At 70.3% G+C, this 19564-nt stretch carries 19 protein-coding genes; 7 read left to right on the forward strand and 12 right to left on the reverse strand.

Features of this window, described 5'->3' with window-relative positions; translation table 11 throughout:
- Positions 1 to 67 precede the first annotated feature (67 nt).
- A complete protein-coding gene (locus ACZ7IB_RS28300) occupies positions 68 to 592 on the forward strand; it encodes a GtrA family protein (protein ID WP_470916626.1) in 525 nt (174 codons plus the stop codon).
- 17 nt (positions 593 to 609) lie between these two features.
- Here the strand turns inward: ACZ7IB_RS28300 and ACZ7IB_RS28305 are convergent, their stop codons facing one another.
- The gene (locus tag ACZ7IB_RS28305; RefSeq protein ID WP_470916627.1) at positions 610 to 1875 is read right to left on the reverse strand and encodes an ATP-binding protein; all 1266 of its coding nucleotides are present in this window, start codon (positions 1873 to 1875) and stop codon (positions 610 to 612) included.
- Between the two features lie 15 nt (positions 1876 to 1890).
- Entirely contained in the window at positions 1891 to 2568 is a 678-nt protein-coding gene (locus tag ACZ7IB_RS28310; RefSeq protein WP_470916628.1) for a response regulator transcription factor, read from the reverse strand.
- Between the two features lie 494 nt (positions 2569 to 3062).
- On the opposite strand from ACZ7IB_RS28310, the gene ACZ7IB_RS28315 reads away from it, so the two are divergent.
- Positions 3063 to 4553 carry an oligopeptide:H+ symporter gene (locus tag ACZ7IB_RS28315; RefSeq protein ID WP_470916629.1) on the forward strand — a complete coding sequence of 497 codons (1491 nt, stop codon included), beginning with the start codon at positions 3063 to 3065 and terminating at the stop codon, positions 4551 to 4553.
- Positions 4554 to 4637: 84 nt separating this feature from the next.
- Here ACZ7IB_RS28315 and ACZ7IB_RS28320 read toward each other — a convergent pair whose 3' ends face one another.
- From ACZ7IB_RS28320 to ACZ7IB_RS28345, 6 genes are all read right to left on the reverse strand, one after another.
- Positions 4638 to 5972 carry a hypothetical protein gene (locus ACZ7IB_RS28320; RefSeq protein WP_470916697.1) on the reverse strand — a complete coding sequence of 445 codons (1335 nt, stop codon included), beginning with the start codon at positions 5970 to 5972 and terminating at the stop codon, positions 4638 to 4640.
- 35 nt (positions 5973 to 6007) lie between these two features.
- Positions 6008 to 7126, reverse strand: a complete 1119-nt coding sequence (locus ACZ7IB_RS28325; RefSeq protein WP_470916630.1) for a hypothetical protein — start codon at positions 7124 to 7126, stop codon at positions 6008 to 6010.
- Positions 7123 to 8118 (reverse strand): COG1470 family protein, encoded by a 996-nt coding sequence (locus ACZ7IB_RS28330; RefSeq protein WP_470916631.1) that lies wholly within the window; start codon positions 8116 to 8118, stop codon positions 7123 to 7125. Before ACZ7IB_RS28330 ends, ACZ7IB_RS28325 begins: the two co-directional genes overlap by 4 nt.
- An 83-nt stretch (positions 8119 to 8201) precedes the next feature.
- Positions 8202 to 8870: a peptidase gene (locus ACZ7IB_RS28335; RefSeq protein WP_470916632.1), complete on the reverse strand. Its 669-nt coding sequence runs from the start codon at positions 8868 to 8870 to the stop codon at positions 8202 to 8204.
- A 191-nt stretch (positions 8871 to 9061) separates the two neighbouring features.
- Positions 9062 to 9583, reverse strand: a complete 522-nt coding sequence (locus tag ACZ7IB_RS28340; protein ID WP_470916633.1) for an ATP-binding protein — start codon at positions 9581 to 9583, stop codon at positions 9062 to 9064.
- Between the two features lie 192 nt (positions 9584 to 9775).
- Positions 9776 to 10144, reverse strand: coding sequence for an STAS domain-containing protein (locus ACZ7IB_RS28345; RefSeq protein WP_470916634.1), 369 nt, complete (start codon positions 10142 to 10144; stop codon positions 9776 to 9778).
- A 283-nt stretch (positions 10145 to 10427) separates the two neighbouring features.
- Between ACZ7IB_RS28345 and ACZ7IB_RS28350 the strand changes: the two genes are divergently transcribed.
- The gene (locus tag ACZ7IB_RS28350; protein WP_470916698.1) at positions 10428 to 11399 is read left to right on the forward strand and encodes an RNA polymerase sigma factor SigF; all 972 of its coding nucleotides are present in this window, start codon (positions 10428 to 10430) and stop codon (positions 11397 to 11399) included.
- A gap of 149 nt (positions 11400 to 11548) precedes the next feature.
- Here the strand turns inward: ACZ7IB_RS28350 and hutI are convergent, their stop codons facing one another.
- The 4 genes from hutI to hutU all read right to left on the reverse strand — a co-directional run bounded on the left by hutI (position 11549) and on the right by hutU (position 17158).
- The gene (gene hutI, locus ACZ7IB_RS28355) at positions 11549 to 12721 is read right to left on the reverse strand and encodes an imidazolonepropionase (RefSeq protein ID WP_470916635.1); all 1173 of its coding nucleotides are present in this window, start codon (positions 12719 to 12721) and stop codon (positions 11549 to 11551) included.
- Positions 12722 to 12840: 119 nt separating this feature from the next.
- Positions 12841 to 14226: a formimidoylglutamate deiminase gene (locus tag ACZ7IB_RS28360; protein WP_470916636.1), complete on the reverse strand. Its 1386-nt coding sequence runs from the start codon at positions 14224 to 14226 to the stop codon at positions 12841 to 12843.
- A complete protein-coding gene (locus tag ACZ7IB_RS28365) occupies positions 14217 to 15425 on the reverse strand; it encodes an allantoate amidohydrolase (RefSeq protein ID WP_470916699.1) in 1209 nt (402 codons plus the stop codon). The genes ACZ7IB_RS28360 and ACZ7IB_RS28365 overlap by 10 nt, the downstream gene beginning before the upstream one ends.
- A gap of 74 nt (positions 15426 to 15499) precedes the next feature.
- Positions 15500 to 17158 (reverse strand): urocanate hydratase, encoded by a 1659-nt coding sequence (gene hutU / locus ACZ7IB_RS28370; RefSeq protein WP_398630944.1) that lies wholly within the window; start codon positions 17156 to 17158, stop codon positions 15500 to 15502.
- Between the two features lie 260 nt (positions 17159 to 17418).
- Here hutU and ACZ7IB_RS28375 point away from each other — a divergent pair, with 260 nt between their 5' ends.
- The 4 genes from ACZ7IB_RS28375 to ACZ7IB_RS28390 all read left to right on the forward strand — a co-directional run bounded on the left by ACZ7IB_RS28375 (position 17419) and on the right by ACZ7IB_RS28390 (position 19561).
- A complete protein-coding gene (locus ACZ7IB_RS28375; protein WP_470916637.1) occupies positions 17419 to 17841 on the forward strand; it encodes a hypothetical protein in 423 nt (140 codons plus the stop codon).
- Positions 17838 to 18614, forward strand: coding sequence for a transcriptional regulator (locus ACZ7IB_RS28380; RefSeq protein WP_470916638.1), 777 nt, complete (start codon positions 17838 to 17840; stop codon positions 18612 to 18614). Before ACZ7IB_RS28375 ends, ACZ7IB_RS28380 begins: the two co-directional genes overlap by 4 nt.
- A 38-nt stretch (positions 18615 to 18652) precedes the next feature.
- On the forward strand, positions 18653 to 19117 hold the full coding sequence (locus ACZ7IB_RS28385; RefSeq protein WP_470916639.1) for a roadblock/LC7 domain-containing protein: 465 nt from the start codon (positions 18653 to 18655) through the stop codon (positions 19115 to 19117).
- A gap of 69 nt (positions 19118 to 19186) precedes the next feature.
- Positions 19187 to 19561, forward strand: coding sequence for a hypothetical protein (locus ACZ7IB_RS28390; protein WP_470916640.1), 375 nt, complete (start codon positions 19187 to 19189; stop codon positions 19559 to 19561).
- Positions 19562 to 19564 lie beyond the last annotated feature (3 nt).

Consider the following 19564-nt stretch of genomic DNA (forward strand, 5'->3'; position numbering starts at 1 on the left):
CACCCCATGGACGGGCTGGATAGCATGACTGGGCTGACGTAACCGACAGACGGGCTGAGCGATCACCATGAGCGAACGGGGCGCACTGCGAACCCGGCTGGATCTGCTGGCCCGGGAGGTCGCCAAGTTCGGCGCGGTCGGCGCACTCGGCCTGGTCGTCAATATCGCGGTATCCAACCTGCTCTGGCGCACCACGGACCTTCAGGTGGTGCGGGCAGGTCTGCTGGGGACGTTCGTCGCCATCCTCTTCAACTACGTCGGCTTCCGCTACTGGACGTACCGGGACCGCGACAAGAGCGGGCGGACCCGGGAGCTGACGTTGTTCCTGCTGTTCAGCGCGGTGGGTGCGGTCGTCGAGAACGGTGTGCTGTACGTGGCGACGTACGGGTTCGGGTGGAACAGCCCGGTCCAGAGCAATGTCTTCAAGATCCTCGGGATCGGCATCGCGACGCTGTTCCGCTTCTGGTCCTACCGGACGTGGGTGTTCAAGGCGCTGCCTGCGAAGGAGACCGTGCTGAGCGCGGAGGGGTTCCTGAAGCAGGGACGTACGGAGCAGGTGCCGTGGGTCGAGGCGGATTCGGTGCGGCGGTAGCCGCCCACCGCACGCGCTCACCGCACCGGGCGTTCCGGTTCCTGTCTGTTCAGGGCCACCCGGCTGAGGAACAGGGCGAAGACCGGTGGCTGCTGCTGGAGCAGTTCGAGGCGGCCGCCGTCCGCCTCCGCGAGGTCCCTGGCGACCGCGAGGCCGATGCCGGTGGAGTTGCGGCCGCTGATCGTCCGCTCGAAGATCCTGGCGCCGAGATCGGCGGGCACGCCCGGGCCCTCGTCCGTGACCTCGACCACTGCCTGATTGCCGGTGACCCGCGTGCGCAGCGCGACCGTACCGCCGCCGTGCATCAGTGAGTTCTCGATCAGTGCGGCCAGCACCTGGGCGACCGCGCCCGGCGTGCCGACGGCCCGCAGCCCCTGCTTTCCGGAGCGGACGATGGCGCGGCCCTCGCCCCGGTAGGCCGGACGCCACTCCTCGATCTGCTGCTTGACGACCTCGTCGAGGTCGAAGACGACGGCGGAGCCGGTACGCGGATCGCGAGCGTTGGTCAGCAGCCGCTCCACCACATCGGTGAGCCGCTCGACCTGGGTGAGGGCGATGTTCGCCTCCTCCTTCACCGTGTCCGGGTCGTCGGTGACCGAGATCTCCTCGATCCGCATGGAGAGCGCGGTCAGCGGCGTACGGAGCTGGTGCGAGGCGTCGGCGGCCAGCCGGCGTTCCGCGGTCAGCATCCGGGCGATCCGCTCGGCGGAGGAGTCCAGGACGTCGGCGACCCGGTCCAGCTCCGGCACTCCGTACCGCTTGTGGCGCGGTCGTGGATCGCCGGAGCCCAGGCGTTCGGCGGTCTCGGCGAGGTCCGTCAGCGGCGAGGCCAGTTTGTTGGCCTGGCGTACGGCGAGGAGAACGGCCGAGACGATGGCCAGCAGCGCCACCGCGCCGATGATCATCAGGGTGCGGCCGACCTCGCGGGTGACGGCGGTGCTGGACTCCTCGACGGTGACGCGCTCGCCCTGCTCCCCCTCAACCGTGCTGCTGATCACCCTGCCGGTGGGGCGCGTACCGACTTCGAGGGGGGCGCGTCCGGGGATCTTGACCAGTGCGTAGCGCTTGCTGGAGATCTGTTGGGCCAGCAGCGCGGGGTTGATCCGCTCCGCCCCCAGGAGCCGGCTCTCGACGACGCTGATCAGCCGCAGCGCCTCGGAGTCGACACTCTCCTGGGCGCTGTTGCTGATGGTGCGGCTCTCGACGATGACGAGGGAGACGCCGAAGACGGCGATCACCACGAGCACCACGGCGAGCGTGGAGTTGATCAGTCTGCGGCGCATGAGTGCTTCTGTACGTCAGCTCTTCTCGAAGCGGAAGCCGACGCCCCGTACGGTCGCGATGTAGCGGGGGTTGGCCGCGTCGTCACCGAGCTTCTTGCGGAGCCAGGAGATGTGCATGTCGAGGGTCTTGGTCGACGACCACCAGGTGGTGTCCCAGACCTCGCGCATCAGCTGGTCACGGGTGACGACCCGGCCGGCGTCGCGGACCAGGACCCGCAGCAGGTCGAACTCCTTGGCGGTGAGCTGGAGTTCCTCGTCACCCATCCAGGCCCGGTGCGACTCGACGTCGATCCTGACGCCGTGGGTGGCGGGCTGCGGAGCTGGTTCGGTGGCGCCGCGACGCAACAGGGCCCGGACCCGGGCGAGCAGTTCGGCCAGGCGGAAGGGCTTGGTGACGTAGTCGTCGGCGCCCGCATCCAGGCCGACGACGGTGTCCACCTCGTCGGCGCGGGCGGTCAGCACCAGGATCGGCACGGCGTGGCCTTCGGCACGGAGCCTGCGGGCAACTTCGAGGCCGTCCATCCCGGGCAGACCCAGGTCGAGTACGACCAGGTCGATCCCGCCCTGGAGGCCGGCGTCGAGAGCGGTCGGACCGTCTTCGCGGACCTCGACCTCGTAACCCTCCCGGCGCAGGGCGCGGGCCAGCGGCTCCGAGATGGATGCGTCGTCCTCGGCGAGCAGTACACGGGTCATGGAGTGATGGTAGTCCGCGCAGGGCGGATGCTGTGAGGTGATCGAAAAGCCCTGCGGGTCCGTGAGGAAAACGGAGAAGGGCCTTCGAATATGGGAGCGCGGTTCCATCGCGACCTGTGATCCATCTCTCAAGTCCATTCATATCCGGCACTGTCGTGTCGTATGGTTGCTCGACGCCTGTTGCACTACTCAAGGACCCTTGGGCAGCTTTTAGCGCCGAGGGTCTCTTTTGTTCTGCCGGCTGGTGCCCGCCAGTCGTGAAGTTCAGTGAATGACCTGTGGCCGGGCCCGGAACGCGAGGATGCGCTCCGGGCGTGGATCCCGATGCGGTCGGTCCCCGTCTTCTTCGGTCGGCTCCTCGACGAGTCCGGCGGTCGGGACGAATCCCCTGTCAGGCGTTGGGGTGGGGCATGGCCTTGTGTCGGTGCCGGCCTCCCCCCACCGGGCGCGTCACGCTCACGAGGCGTCGCGTCCCGAGCAAGCAAGGATCGACCATGGCGTCCAGCCTGACGAAGGACCCGGCCAGTACTTCTGGATCCGAGAAGACCTTCTTCGGCCACCCCCGCGGCCTGGCCACTCTCTTCATGACCGAGATGTGGGAGCGCTTCAGCTACTACGGCATGAGGGCCCTGCTCCCCCTCTACTTGATCGCCCCCAACGGGCTTCACATGAACCCGGCCACGGCCACGGCGATCTACTCGGTCTACGTGTCGCTGGTCTACCTGCTCGCCATGCCCGGCGGCTGGTTCGGCGACCGTGTCTGGGGTCCCCGCAAGACCGTCGCCATCGCCGGTACGGTCATCATGACCGGCCACCTGGCGCTGGCGCTGCCCTCGCAGGGCACCTTCTTCGCCGGTCTCGGACTGGTCGCCATCGGCTCCGGTCTGCTGAAGTCCAACATCTCGACGATGGTCGGCCACCTCTACGACGGCCCGGACGACCCGCGCCGCGACGGTGGCTTCACGGTCTTCTACATGGGCATCAACGTGGGTGCCTTCGCGGCGCCGCTGATCATCGGCACCGTCGGTGAGAGCGTCAACTGGCACCTGGGCTTCGCGCTCGCCGCGCTCGGCATGGGGCTGGGCCTCGCCCAGTTCCTGATGGGCACCCGCCACCTGAACGAGCGCAGCCTCGTCGTCCCGAAGCCGCTGTCCGCCGCCGAGCGGGCGAGCACGCTGCGCAAGGGCCTGATCTGGCTGGCCGTCGCGGCCGTCTTCTACATCATCACGGTCGCCACCGGCGTCTACACGCTCAACTGGATCCTGGTCCCCATCACCGTCGCGGGCCTGGTCATTCCGGTCGTCGTCCTGACGCGCATCAAGCGCGACAAGGAGCTCAGCGCCACCGAGCAGTCGAAGATGTCCGGCTACATCTGGTTCTTCGTCGCCGCCGCCATCTTCTGGATGATCTACGACCAGGGCGGTTCGACGGTCGCGATCTTCGCCAAATCCTCGGCCGACAACAGTGTCTTCGGCTGGAACTTCCCGGTCTCCTGGTACCAGTCGGTCAACCCGGTCCTGATCATGGCGCTGGCCCCGCTCTTCGCCGCCTTCTGGCTGTCGCTGAACCGCCGCGGCAAGGAGCCGAGCACCATCGTGAAGTTCAGCTCCGGCCTGGTGCTGGTCGGTGCGTCGTTCTTCCTCTTCCTGATGCCGCTGACGATCGCGACCGACGGCCACAAGGCTGCCGCGATGTGGCTGGTCGCGATCTACTTCGTCCAGACGGTCGCCGAGCTGACACTCTCCCCGGTGGGTCTCTCCGTCACCACGAAGATGGCTCCGGCCAAGTACGCCAGCCAGATGATGGGTGTCTGGTTCCTGGCCGTCACCGCCGGTGACTGCATCACGGGTCTGCTCTCCATCGCAGGTGTGGAGCTCAACGGCACCGGCGTGGTCACGCTTGAGGCCATCCTCGCCGTTGCCGCGGGTGCCGCGGTCTTCATGTACCGCGGCAAGGTCAAGCAGCTCATGGGCGACGTGCGCTGACGCACCGAACCCGGCTGCGCGAGGGGCCGCTGCACCGACACATCGGTGCAGCGGCCCTTCACGTACATCCGTACGGAGCTCAGCTCACCTGGTGCCGCGCAGCCTGCGCCACGGGGTGAAGGTGAACACGGCGCCGCCCAGCAGGATCGCCGTCCCCGCGACCAGGCCGAGTGCGCGCAGGGTGCCGTTGTCCTCGGCCCCGGTGGCGGCCAGTCCACCGCCGGAGTCCGTGCCGCCTGCCGCGGAGCCCGTGGAGCCCGTGGAGCCCGTGGTGGTGCCTCCGGAGGCGCCACCCTGCTGGGCCGTGGTGTCGAGTTCCAGCGACGGCGTCACCGAACCCTTGACCTTGCAGGGAATGTTGATCTTCGAGGAGCCCAGGGTGACATCGATCGTCAGGGTGCCGGGGCTGAGCGTGGACTTCCCGGACGCGCCCGGCTTGTAGGTGCCGGTCATGTCGGACAGATCGACCGGCTTGCCCTGCTCCAGCGGTGCGGCGTTGGCGGGTCCGGTGACCTTCACCGAGCCCTTGTCGGCGCCGCCGATGACGACGTCCATGGACGGCTTGAGCGCACCGGCGGGCAGCGCGGCGGGACTGTCCATCACGCCCTTGGCCGTCTTGACCGTGAGCGCGTAGCTCCCGCCGCTCCTCTTCGCGTTGATCGTCACCTTGGAGGCGATGCCGGCCGGTCCCGGGGACGTACAGGCGAAGTTGACCGAGACCTCCTTGCCGGGGAAGTCGGTCTGGCCGCCGCCGGAGCCCGAGGTGGTGCCGCCCGCGGTCGTCGTACCGCCCGCGGTGGTGGAACCGGTGGTCGTACCGCCCGCGGTGGTGGAACCGGTCGTGGAGCCGGTGGTCGTGCCGCCCGCGGTGGTGGAACCGGTGGTCGTACCGCCCGCGGTCGTGGATCCGCCGCCGCCCGTGACCTTGATGGTCGCGCCCGGCTGCACGGTCTCCTTCGGGGTGCACTTGGTGTCCGTGGAGATCGGCTTGGAGACGTTGATGTTGTAGGCGTCCGGTGTCAGCGTGATCTCACCGGCCTTTTCCAGCTTCAGTGTGCCCTTCATGTCGGGCAGCACCATGGCGCTGTTCTTGGGGATCGGCGGGTTCTGCCGCGGCCCTTCCATCTGCAGGGTGCCCGTGGCCGCGCCGCCCACCTTGATGGTGCCGGTCGGCTTGACCGTGTCCTTCTCCAGGTCGAGGACGTCGGGGTTCCTGGAAGCGGCCTCGACCGTCTTCCACACCACCTCGACGGTGTCCCCGACCTTCGCCTCGGCCGGCACGGTCAACTGCACCTTGGTGGTGCCCTGCACGGGCGGCAGCCCGGAGATGGGCGGGGGTACACACTCCGTCTTGTACGAGATGTCGGCGGCCTGGGCCGGGCTCGCGGCCAGCAGCATGCCCGCGCCGCCGAGCATCATCGCGACTCCCGCCGCGACCGTCCTCCGTTGCGTACTCACGAATGTCCCTTCGTCGTCGGTCTGTTCTCTGACGGTGCGGAATCGGGTGTGAACCATGGCAGCGCGGCCGTGGTGACGGGCGCTGCCGCGGGGCTCTCGGCGGACCCCGGTGCGCGGCGCAGCTTCGGGAGCCTGGCGGTCACATCGGCAAGTTGCGGGTGGCGGTGGCGCCCGGCACGGACCGGGGTGCGCGAGGTACGGGGACGTACTTTGTCGACGATCGCCATGCCGATCCGGAACACGGCGGCCGGTACGACGACGCACAGCAGGATCCAGAAGAGCGTGACTCCCCAGGGGCGGCCGACCCCCCATGGCTGCTCGGCCAGCACCTTGCTGCCGTACTTCAGCGAGACCTGGTAGTCACCGTGGGCGCCCGCCGTCAGTTCGACCGGCAGCTTGATCTGCGCCTTGCGGCCGGACTCGATGGTGCCGCGCCACTGCTGCTCCTCCCACTGCGGGGCGAAGACGCCGTGCGCGGTGCCGATCCGGAAGACCGGGTCCTTGACGGGAGCGGAGCCGAGGTTGCCCACGGTGAAGACCAGTTGCCGGGAGGGCGGGGCGCCGAACCAGGTGAGGATTCCGCTGTCACCCTCGAGCCGGGTGGTGGCCAGCACCGCGAGCCTGCTCCCCTCGCTCTCCTTCGGCAGCGCGGCGACCGGGTGGCCGGCGACGACGAACACGGCGTCGGCGGTGGCCTGTTCCCCGGTGACGGTGGCGACATGCACCACGCAGGGGCAGGGCGTGGGCGGCTCGGCGACCGGCATCTTCTTGCTGAAGCCGCCCTCGGTGCCGGTGGTGACGGCACGGCCCTCGGCATTGGCACAGGAGTTGGTGCCGCCGACCACACCGCGGTCCGGCGTGGACTGTCCGCAGATCAGCATCATCAGCAGCGTGTTCGGGCGCCAGCCGCTGCCCTTGACGGTGATGTCACCGCCCTTGCCCGCCTGCTGCTTGGAGAGGGTGACCACGGGCTTCGCGTCGGCGGCCCTCGTACCCGCCGCGTCGGCGCCGGTCGCGGAGAGCATCAGCAGGGCGGGCAGCAGTGCGCCGAGCAGCGCGGCCGCCCACCGGTGGCTGCCGCTCCGGAGTGATGCCGGTCCGGCCTGTCCAGTCACGATTCCGCTCCCGCCTTCACCAAGTGCCTTCTCTCCGAGTGCCGTTGATCGCCCGAGGACTGTCCGGGCCTGTCGTCGTCCGGTGGCCGTCTGCGTGAGCGCCGGAGCCGGTACGCGTACGCGCCCGCGGCAACGGCGGCCAGGAGCAGCAGTGCACCGCCGGTCACCGGCGCCCACGGGACGAAGGCCGCACGGGCCGTCGCCTCGCTGTGCGCGCCGCCCGCCGCCGTGACGCGCAGCCGCACGGTCACCGAGTCGAGGGCCGGCGCGTCTGACCACGGTTCGCTGAGCCTGACGCGCTGTCCGGGCAGCAGCTCCACCGGCAGCGTGCGCGCCTCGCGCCGCAGCAGCGTCCCGAACACTCCGTCGGCGCCGACGGCGATCCGCGGCACCAGCACCGTGTTGCCGCGGTTGACCAGCGTGTAGTGGATGGACTGCCCGGACACGGTGACGTCCTCGACGGTGAGCGCGGCCAGCGTCGGCCCGCCGACCCGCAGTTGGACCCGTACGCCCACCGAGCGGTCGCCGCTCTGCACGACGATCGCACCGGGGTGGTCGCCGGGCGTCGCGCCCGTCGGCACCGTGACGGAGAACGGCACATCGGCGCGGGTGCGGGCCGGCACGGTCACCTCGGCGGCGGCGGTTCGCAGCCAGGCACCGGTCCCGGTGGAGCCCCTGCCACCGCGTACCGCGAAGTCGCCGTCCTCGGCGTTGTACGCGTCGGCGCCGCGCAGCCGCACGGTGACCGGGGCCGTACCGGAGTTGGTGACGGAGAGCCGGTCCTGGAGAACGGTGCCGGGCGGGCCCTCCAGATAGAAGTACGGTCGGCCGCCGTCCGTGCCGGAACCGCTCACCGCGGGCTGCGCCGTCCACGACGCGGCACTCGCGGGCGTCGGCCTCCGGGCCGCGGCACCGGCCACCGGAGTCATGGCGAAGGTGAACAGCAGTACGGCGAGGACGAGTCGGGCGGCGTGACCGGTCGGCGACGGCATGGGCAGCTCCCTGGTGCGTGACGGCGGCGGGATCGTGGGGCCGGGGCCTTTCTTCCGGATCCGGCCCGATCCGAGGAAAGGCCCTATCGGCGCACGACCCCCTGCCCTCGCCTGGTCAGCCAGAGCACCCCGGCCGCACCGGTCAGCAGCACCGTGCCGCCGAGCGTGCCGAGCGCCACGGCCGAGTCGAGCGGACCGGTCTTCGGCAACTGTCCGCCGTTGTCCGGGGTGCTCTGCGCGTTGCCCGCGGCCGTCACATCGAGTTGGAGCGACGGCCCCGGGTTGTTGGAGGGGGTGCAGGTCGTGGTCGTACCCAGCGCCTTGATGGTCAGCACACCGGCGGTGAAGTCGACCTTTCCGCTCTTCTTCGGGGTGTACGTACCCGACAGGTCACTGATCTTGATGGGGGTGTTGGCGGGGATGGCGGCGGAGTTCGGCGCACCGGAGACCTGGACCTGGCCCGAGTCCGCGCCCCCCACCTTGATGACCGCGCTGGGGCTCATCGCACCCTTGCCCAGTTCGACGGGGCTGGACGAGACGCCCTTCTGGAAGGACATCGTGAGCTTGTAGCCGCCGCCGCTCTTGACGCTCTTGATGTCGATGGGAGACACGGCACTCTTGTCTCCGATCGGTGTCTTGCACTGGTAATTGACGTCCACGACCGTGGCGTGGGCAGCGGGCGCGGCCATCAGCACCACCGTGCCCGCCAGCGCGGACGCCAGCGCGAGAGCTGTTCGCTTCTGGTAGGACACCTTGAGTTCCCCTCATGCCGGAAGTCGCCGCGCGCCGTCTCTCACCGACGCAAGTTACTGACGACACATCAGATCGGGCGCTCAAGGTACGCCTGGGGCCTTGTGGAGGGAAGACAAAGAGCGCGCCGATCCGGCGCGCTCTTCAAAGGTGCAAATGCGGGGCCACGCGCCCCCATGTCCAGAATCGGCGACTACGCGGGGGCGGCCAGCTCCGCCCAGACGGTTTTGCCTGCTCGGCCCGCCACCCGCAGGACGCCCCAGTCCAGGCAGAGCCGCTGCACGATGAACATGCCGTGCCCGCCGGGCCGGCCGGCCCGGTGCGGGGTGCGCGGCGCGGGCTGTCCCGCACCCCCGTCGACGACCTCCACCCGCAACACCTTCGCCGTGCAGGCGATACGCAGCTCCTCGGGACCGTCCGCGTGCAGACAGGCGTTGGTGACCAGCTCGGAGACGACCAGCAGGACGTCCTCGGCGGCGGCCCGTCCGTCGGCGCTCGTCGCAGGGAGCCAGCCCCAGTCGTGAAGCGCCTGGCGGGCGAAGTCGCGGGCCGTCGGCACGATGCCGCCGACTCCCCGCAGCGACAACGTGCGCCACTGCCGCTCGACCGTCTCGGGGGAGGCCGCGCCGGCGCCCGCGTCCGCGCGTGCGCCCACGCCGGCGCCCTCCGGCTCGCGGCCGCGGTCGCCCGGCGGATGCTGCCGGGTGGTGCTCATCAGCGCTTCACCTCACCGATTCACCATGTCGCCATTGATCAGTTACAAATACAGGTACAGAGTGCGCGGGCCGCCCACGACTCCGCCGGGTGTCTCCTGCCCGGCCGAATCGTGACAACACGCACTTCGTCTACGCGGATCGCGTGACACGGGCAACACATGCGGCGCCCGGGGCCGCGAAACGCGCCACGATCATGTGCTCAGGGCCGCTTCCAGGGAGTCATGGACGGTGAAGACCGCCTCGGCCCCGGTGATCTCGAAGACCCGCGCCACCACCGGCAGCATTCCGGCCAAATGGACCCCTCCCCCGGCCGCCTCCGCCTTGAGGCGGGCACCGAGCAGCACATTGAGCCCGGTGGAATCACAGAATTCGAGTCGCGAGCAGTCGACCACCAGGCGTACTCGCCCTTGCTCGACCGCGCTCTCCAGGGGTTCCCGCAGCAGATCCGCCGTGTGGTGATCCAGCTCACCCACTGGCGTCACGACCTCGCTGCGCCCCTCGGTACGGGCCTCGACCTGAAGCCGACCCCGGTTCGCACTGCCGACCGTCCCGCGGTCCATGCCCGTCCCTCTTCGCCGTCGTCACTGCCTGCGTCTCAGCGTGCGCAGATTCGTATGTGCCGTCGCTGACGTTCTTGAAACAGTACGCGTTCCGTACGCCACGCGGTACCCGAAGACCCCAACATACCGGACATATGGCATCAATTAGAGCTTGTAACTGCCCGTCCGAACCGGGTAAGGGTAGGGGGACACCCAAAACACGGCCGGCTTTGGAGGCGCCGCTTCACCGCAGGAAACACGTATGGGCATCGGCAGCCATATGCCGAGAACGATGGAGGCGATCATGTCACCCCGGCTCGACGGACCGCGTACCCACGATGCGACGTCAGCATGTCCTCAGGGACTGACCCACTCAGACTCCCCCGCCGCGAACGCCGGAGACGGCACGCGCAACAGCAGCACCAGCAGCACCGCCGTCGACAGCGTCGACAACTACGGCGTCACCGACGGTCTCGAAGGACTTCCCGAGATCCCGCCCTACGACGAAGTGGGGCCGCTGGACGCCAGGGCCCTGTCGAAGACGCTCTTCGCGCGGCTCGAATCTCTCGAAGAGGGCACCCACGAGTACTCGTACGTCCGCAATACGCTCGTCGAACTGAACCTGGCCCTGGTCAAGTTCGCCGCCTCCCGGTTCCGCTCCCGCAGCGAACCGATGGAGGACATCATCCAGGTCGGCACCATCGGCCTGATCAAGGCGATCGACCGCTTCGAGCTCAGCCGGGGCGTGGAGTTCCCGACGTTCGCGATGCCGACCATCGTCGGCGAGATCAAGCGCTTCTTCCGCGACACCAGTTGGTCCGTGCGCGTACCGCGCCGACTGCAGGAGCTGCGGCTCGACCTGGCCAAGGCGGGCGACGAGCTCGCCCAGAAGCTGGATCGTTCACCCACTGTGGGCGAGCTCGCCGACCGCCTCGGCATCAGCAAGGACGAGGTCGTCGAGGGCATGGCCGCGAGCAACGCGTACACCGCGAGTTCGCTGGACGCCAAGCCCGAGGAGGACGAGCACGAAAGCGCGCTGGCGGACCGTATCGGCTACGAGGACCACGGACTCGAAGGCATCGAGTACGTCGAGTCCCTGAAGCCGCTGATCGCCTCGCTGCCGGGCCGCGACCGCACCATCCTCTCGCTCCGGTTCGTCGCCAATATGACGCAGTCGGAGATCGGTGAGGAGCTGGGCATCTCCCAGATGCATGTGTCGCGGCTGCTCTCCCGCACGCTGGTCAAGCTCAGAAAGGGCCTGACGCTGGAGGAGTGACGGGCATGTCGCGCGCCCGCGGAACACTCGCACGGCGCACCGCGAGCCCCTTGCGGAAGGACCTGCCCGTCGAAGGGCGGGTCCTTCCGCATGTTTGACGAAGTGTCATGGACGCCTTGTCACAGACGCCGTGCCGTGTCGGCCGGCGCTCAGACGACGCGCTCGCCGTGCTGCCAGACCGCGTGGACCAGCGGGACGCCCGGCCGGTAGGCGAGGTGGACATGGCTGGGTGCGTCGAGGAGGACCAGGTCGGCGCGGGCGCCGGGGGCGATGCGGCCGATGTCCGTACGGCGCAGGGCCGCCGCGCCGCCCGCGGTGGCGGACCAGAGGGCCTCGTCCGGGGTCATGCCCATGTCGCGTACGGCGAGGGCGATGCAGAAGGGCATGGAGGACGTGAACGACGAGCCCGGGTTGCAGTCGGTGGAGAGCGCGACGGTGGCGCCCGCGTCGAGGATGCGGCGGGCGTCCGGCCAGGTGGCGCGGGTGGAGAACTCGGCACCGGGAAGCAGGGTGGCGACGGTGTTGCCATGGGCCAGGGCGTCGACGTCCGCGTCGGTGAGGTGGGTGCAGTGGTCGGCGGACGCGGCGTCGAGTTCGACGGCGAGCTGGACCCCGGGGCCGTGGCCGAGCTGGTTGGCGTGGACGCGGGGGTGCAGGCCCTTGGCGCGGCCGGCGGTGAGGATGGCGCGGGCCTGGTCGCCGTCGAAGGCGCCCTTCTCGCAGAAGACGTCGACCCAACGGGCGTACGGGGCACAGGCGTCGAGCATCGCTCCGGTGACCAGGTCGACGTAGCCGGCCGGGTCGTCGGCGTAGTCCGGGGAGACGATGTGGGCGCCTAGGTAGGTGACCTCTTCGGTGTGCTGAGCCGCGATGCGCAGGGCACGGGCCTCATCCTCGACGGTGAGGCCGTAGCCGGACTTGGTCTCGAAGGTGGTGGTGCCCTGGCGCAGCGCCTCGGCGAGGTAGCGGGCGATGTTGGCGGAGAGTTCGTCGTCGGTGGCGGCGCGGGTGGCGGCGACCGTGGTCCTGATACCGCCCGCGCTGTAGGGGCGGCCGGACATCCGGGCGTTGAACTCCTCGGTGCGGTCGCCCGCGAACAGGAGGTGGGAGTGGGAGTCGACGAAGCCGGGGATCGCCGCCCGGCCGCCCGCGTCGACGGCGTTGTCAGTGGCGGGTGCTTTGCTTGACTCACCGGTCCAGACGACCCGGTCGCCCTCGATGACGACCGCCGCGTCCCGGATCAGACCCAGGGGGGAATCCACGCAGAGGGAGGGGTCGTTGGTGACCAGACTGGCGATGTTGGTGATGGCGGTCGTCGTCATCGGGAGACTGCTCTCCTTGTGTATCGGCTTGCGGGGCGGCCCGTCGGTGGGCCTGCGGGGCGCCGGTCAGGGCGCCCCGCAGGGCGGTCTCCGGATCGACGGTATCCGGGGCGGTGCGCTCAGCGGTGCAGTGCGCCGATGGCCGAGGCGAGCGCTGCGGGGACGTCCTCGACCAGCGTGTGCCGCCCGTCACGGACGATATGCCGGCCTCCCACGACCGTGTGCCGCACATCAGCGGCGGAGGCGGCGAATACGGCTGCTTCGGCAGCAAGCCGGGGCACCGGCCCCGCAGTTCTGACGGAGTCCAGGGCGACGGTCACCAGATCGGCGGGTGCACCGGGTTCGATGATGCCCGCCCGGGGCCGGCCGAGCGCGGCATGTCCGTCGACGGTCGCGGCGCGCAGCAGGGCGGCCACCGTCCAGTGACCGCGCGCCCGGGTGCGCAGTCGTTCGTTGAGCTCCATCGCCCGTGCCTCTTCGAAGAGGTCGATCACGGCGTGGCTGTCGCTGCCGAGGGAGAGCGGCGATCCGGCGCGCTGGAGGGCGACGGCCGGACCGATTCCGTCGGCGAGGTCGCGTTCCGTGGTGGGGCACATGCAGGTGCCGGTCGCCGAGGAGCCGAGGAGCGTGATGTCCTCGCCGGTGAGGTGGGTGTTGTGGATGCCGGTGGTGCGCGGGCCGAGGACCCCGTGGTCGGCGAGGAGCCGGGTGGGCGTGCAGCCGTGGGCGGCGAGGCAGGCGTCGTTCTCCGCGGTCTGTTCGGAGAGGTGGACATGGAGCGGGGCCTGCCGCTCCTCGGCCCAGGCGGCCACGGTGGCGAGCTGCGCGGCGGGGACGGCGCGGACGGAGTGGATGGCCGCGCCGATCAGGGCGTGGTCACTGCCCTTGAGGAGGGAGGCGCGTTCGGCCCAGGCGTCCGCGGTGGTGTCGGAGAAGCGCAGCTGGTGCTGGTCAGGCTCCTGGTACTGGGTGGGGCGCGGGCCGAATCCGGCGGAGAGATAGGCGGTGTCCAGCAGCGTGATCCGGATACCGGCCTCGCCCGCCGCCGCGATCAGCGCCTCGCCCATCGCGTTCGGGTTGCTGTATGGGGTGCCGCCCGGAGCGTGGTGCAGATAGTGGAATTCGCCGACCGCGGTGATACCGGCCAGAGCCATTTCGGCATACACGGCACGGGCGAGGTCGTAGTACGAATCGGGGGTGAGCCGGGAGGCGATCTGGTACATGGTCTCGCGCCACGTCCAGAAGGTGCCGGAGCCGACCTGGACGGTGGAGCGCAGGGCGCGGTGGAAGGCGTGCGAGTGGGTGTTGGCGAGCCCGGGAAGGGTGAGCCCGCGGAGCACGGTGGCGCCCGGCGGCGGGGTGGCGACGCCGGTGCGAACGCCCGCGACGATCCCGCCGGACACGTCCAGGGCGACGCCCGGCTCGACATGGGTGCCGAGCCAGGCGTGGGACAACCAGTACGTCTCGGTGACGGTCGTGCCCGTCGGTTCCGTTGTCAGCTGCACGCGAGACCTTCCAGTACATCGGCGAGAGCGATCACCCCGGCCACGCAGTCGTCCTCGGCGGCGTGCTCGGCCGGCGAGTGCGAGATCCCGGTGGGGTTCCGCACGAACAGCATGGCGGTAGGGACCGAAGCGGACAAAATACCCGCGTCGTGTCCGGCGCCGGTGCCGAGAACGGGTACGGCGCGATCGGCGTCGCCCCGGCCCGTCAGGATCTTGCCGAGCTCGTCACGCAGGGCGTGCTCGAACTCCACTACGGGCGTGAAGGACTCCCGTACGACATCGAGGTCGATCCCGGCCCGCTCGGCGTGTTCCCGGGCGGCCCGCTCGATGCCGCCGACCACGGCGTCGAGGCGGTCCTGGTCGGCGGCGCGGGAGTCGAGCCAGCCGCGGACGAGGGAGGGGATGGCGTTGACACCGTTCGGCTCGACGCTGATCTTGCCGAAGGTGGCGACGGCTCCGGCGAGCTCCGCCTCGCGGCGGGCGGCCAGCACCGTCTCGGCGTACGTGAGCATCGGGTCGCGCCGGTCCATCAGCCGGGTGGTGCCCGCGTGGTTGGCCTCGCCCCGGAAGTCGAACCTCCAGCGCCCGTGCGGCCAGATCGCGGAAGCGATGCCGACCGGGTCACCGGTGAGGTCGAGGGCGCGCCCCTGCTCGACATGGAGCTCGACGAACGCACCGATTCGGGCGAGCCGTTCGGGGTCGGGGCCGATGGCGTCGGGGTCGTATCCGGCCGCCTCCATGGCCTGCGGCAGGGTGATGCCGTCACCGTCGCGGAGCCGGTGTGCCGCCTCGACGGTCAGCTGTCCGGCGGCGAGCCGGGAGCCCACACAGGCGAGCCCGAAGCGGGCCCCCTCCTCGTCACCGAAATTACTGATGGCCAGCGGCCGGGTGATCTCCGCTCCCCTGCGGCGAAGTTCGTCGAGCGCGGCGAAGGAGGAGACCACACCGAGCGGCCCGTCGAAGGCGCCGCCGTCCGGTACGGAGTCGAGATGCGATCCGGTGACTACGGCGTCCTGCGCGAGGGGGTCACCGAGCCAGGCCCACTGATTGCCGTTCCGGTCGACCTCGTAGGTGAGCCCGCGCGCCTCGGCCTGCGCCCGGAACCAGGCACGGCAGTCGGCATCGGCCCCGGTCCAGGCGTAGCGGCGGTAGCCCCCGCTGTCCTGATGCCGGCCGACCGGCAGGAGTTCGCGCCACATGGCCTGGAACGACGGTGCGCCGCTCCCGGCCCCGTCCCTTTCCCGGGTCACCGCCCCACCGCCGTCCTCCCGGGTCACTGCCCCTCCGTCATAGGTACGCGCACGCCCTTGTCCGCGGCGACGGACTCCGCGATGTCGTACCCGGCGTCGACGTGCCGGATGACGCCCATGCCCGGGTCGTTGGTGAGCACCCGGCGGATCTTCTCGCCCGCCAGCTTCGTACCGTCGGCGACGGTCACCTGCCCGGCGTGGATGGAGCGCCCCATCCCGACGCCGCCGCCGTGGTGGATGGAGACCCAGGAGGCCCCCGACGCCACATTGACCATGGCGTTCAGCAGCGGCCAGTCGGCGATCGCGTCGGACCCGTCGAGCATGGCCTCGGTCTCCCGGTACGGGGAGGCCACGGAGCCGCAGTCCAGGTGGTCACGCCCGATGGCCAGCGGAGCGGCCAGCTCGCCGGAGGCCACCATGTCGTTGAACCGCTCGCCGGCCCGGTCGCGCTCGCCGTAACCGAGCCAGCAGATCCGGGCGGGCAGCCCCTGGAAGTGGACGCGTTCACCGGCCATCTTGATCCAGCGGTGCAGGGACTCGTTCTCCGGGAAGAGTTCGAGCATCGCCTTGTCGGTCTTGTGGATGTCGGACGCCTCACCGGAGAGCGCCGCCCAGCGGAACGGGCCCTTGCCCTCGCAGAAGAGCGGCCGGATGTAGGCGGGAACGAAGCCCGGGAAGTCGAAGGCCCGGGCATACCCGGCGAGTTGAGCCTCGCCGCGGATCGAGTTGCCGTAGTCGAAGACCTCGGCCCCGGCGTCCATGAAGCCGACCATCGCCTCGACGTGCTTGGCCATCGACTCCCGCGCGCGCTGTGTGAAGTCGGCGGGCTTCTCGGCGGCGTACGAGGCCATGTCGTCGAAGTCGACACCGAGCGGGAGGTACGAGAGCGGGTCGTGCGCGCTGGTCTGGTCGGTGACGATGTCGATCGGTGCGCCCTCGGCGAGCATCCGCGGCAGCAGCTCCGCCGCGTTGCCCAGCAGACCGATGGAGAGCGGCTTGCGGGCGTCCCGGGCCTCGGTGGCCAGCTGGAGCGCGTGCTCCAGGGAGTCGGCGCGCACGTCCAGGTAGCGGTGCTCGATCCGGCGCTCGATGGCGCGCGGGTCGCAGTCGATACAGATCGCGACGCCGTCGTTCATGGTCACGGCGAGCGGCTGGGCACCGCCCATGCCGCCGAGCCCGGCGGTCAGGGTGATCGTCCCGGCCAGCGTCCCGTTGAACTTCTTGGCGGCGACGGCGGCGAACGTCTCGTACGTGCCCTGCAGGATGCCCTGCGTACCGATGTAGATCCACGACCCGGCCGTCATCTGGCCGTACATGGTGAGGCCGAGCGCCTCCAGGCGGCGGAACTCCTCCCAGTTCGCCCAGTCCCCCACCAGGTTGGAGTTGGCGATCAGGACGCGCGGCGCCCACTCGTGGGTCTGCATGACACCGACCGGGCGCCCGGACTGGACGAGCATCGTCTCGTCCTGCTTGAGCGTCTGCAGCGTGCGCACCATCGCGTCGAACGAGCGCCAGTCGCGGGCCGCCTTGCCGGTGCCGCCGTAGACGACGAGCTTGTCGGGGTGCTCGGCGACCTCGGGGTCGAGGTTGTTCTGCAGCATGCGCAGGGCGGCCTCCTGCTGCCATCCCAGGGCGCTCAGTTCCGTACCGCGCGGTGCCCGTACGGGGCGGGGTCCTGACATGGCGATGCCTCCTCGCAACTTGTAAATCTTCTATTCACATCCTGATGGTCTGAATACTCGTAGTCAACAGCCCCGCGCCAACAGCTGGACGAACTGCACCCGGCCGCCCCGCGCAGAGGGCGCCCCGGCGCACCTCCGGCACGCCCTTCGTAGATCCCTTTCGCATGTACCGATGGAAAATGCCAGAACCCCCACCTGGGGCGAGCACGTTGCGTAGCCTCTGGGTCACAGCCGTACGCCACGTCGGGAGGGGAGTGCGCGTGCCCGGAATCGACGAGTGCCTGCTCGAAGTCATGAGGCTGCCCGGCGCCCGCGGCGCCGCGGTGGTCGACTGGACGAGCGGCCTCGCCCTCGGCACCATCGGTGAATCGCCCAACGGCGATCACGAGGCCACCGCCGCGGAGACGGCCGAGCTCGCGAGGATGGCGGCCGAGCAGCCGGTCTTCGCGCTGGGGGCCACCGGACCGTCAACCGCGTTACCGGAAAAGGCCGTCGCGGGAGCGCCGCCGCCGGTGGAGGACGTCATCGTCACCACCCGCGCCGGGTACCACATCCTCCGTTTCGTCGAGACGGCCTTCGACAGCAGCGTCTTCGTCCATCTGTGGCTCGACCGCGCGGAGGGCAATCTGGCCCTCGCCCGGATACGGCTGGGCGAGACGGCCGAGCGGCTGGTCCTTGCATGAGAACCGCCCCCGCCCCGGTCACGGCCCTCTCCCCCATGCTGCAGCGCCTCGCCGATGAACGCGCCACCGGCGCCCTGATGCGCGACCGCGGCACCCTCTATCTCGCCGAGGGCCAGGTGGTGCACGCCGAGAGCCCGGCGACACCCGGTATAGACGTCCTGCTCACCACGGGCGGCGCCCTGCACCGCGACGGCTGGTGGGAGGCGGTCGCCAGGGCGGGCGCCGGGCAGCGGGTCGGCCGCTATCTGGTGGACAGCGGGCGGGTGCCGGGCGGGGCGCTGGAGCTGTGCCACCTCGGTGCGCTGTACGACGCGGCGTTCTTCGCGCTCGCCCCCACCCGGACCCCGGCGCGCTTCCGCTACGGGGTCTCCCATTGGATCGGCCCCGTCCGCCCCGTCCCCGTCGATGCCGTGCAGCGCGAGACGCTCCGGCGCCGGGAGCTGCTGGAGCGGATCTGGCCCGACGCGGTGACCGACAGCGCACCGCTCGTACGGCCGGCCCGTCCCGTCGACGCACCCGTTCCGCCGGCCCGGCGCCGCGTGCTCGATCTCGTGGACGGGGTGCGTACCGCATCGGACATCGCCCAGGAGCTGGGCAGACCGGCGTTCCACGTACTGGTCGGTCTGCGGCGCCTGGCCGCGGCCGGACTGGTCGAAGCGGTACGGGAGCTGCCGGCCGCCACCGCCCCCGGCCGGGTCGCACTTCCCCAGGTCACGGCCGACCCCGACGTCGCCCTGCTGCGCCGGCTCCGAGACGCATTGGAGGCCCTGTGATACGCGCGCTCAGACAGCGTGCCGGGAGGAGACAGCTGATGGTGCCCGAGGCCGAAGTACAGGATGTCCTGGCCGAGCTCCAGCGGTTACGGGCCCGGGTCCCGCTCCTCTCCGGCGCCCTGGCGGCCAGCACCGACGGTCTCGTCCTGGCCCAGGACACCCCGGGCGTGGAGGCGGAGGGCGTCGCCGCACTGACCGCGGCCGCGCTCGGCGTCGCGATCCGGATGACGGACGCGACCGGCCGGGGCGGCTTCCGTGAACTTCTCGTACGGGGCGAGACCGGCTACATCGCGACGTACGCCGCAGGCTCCTCGGCCGTCCTCACACTGCTGGCCGAGGACCGGATCAACGTCGGCAGGCTCCATCTGGAGGGCCGCCGGGCGGGCACCCGTATCGGCGAACTGGTCGACACCGCACTGGAACGCCCCGCACAGCCGGCGCCCCCGGCCCGCGCCGCCGAGCAGCGCCCCGCACAGCCCGGACCGCTGCCTCACCGCACGTAACACCACCTACCCCGGAAACAACCCACGGATCCGGTCGTCCCGGCCGGCCAGGAAAGGAAACGAGCACTCATGGCGAACACCGAAGCGTCACTGAAGGAAGCGATGACGTCCATCGAGGGCACCCTCGGTGTCGCCCTCGTCGACTACACCAGCGGAATGGCGCTGGGCACCCTCGGCGGCGGCAAGGACTTCAACCTGGAGGTCGCGGCCGCGGGCAACACCGATGTCGTACGCGCCAAGCTCCGCACGATGGAGCACCTCGGCCTCCAGGACGAGATCGAGGACATCCTGATCACGCTCGGCGGCCAGTACCACCTGATCCGGCTGCTCAAGGCCCGCGGCAGCAGCGGCCTCTTCCTGTACCTGGCGCTGGACAAGGGCCGCGCCAACCTGGCCATGGCCCGCCACCAGCTGAAGCGGATCGAGGCCGAGCTGGAGGTCTGACCA

The sequence above is a fragment of the Streptomyces sp. NPDC037301 genome (genome assembly GCF_055602785.1).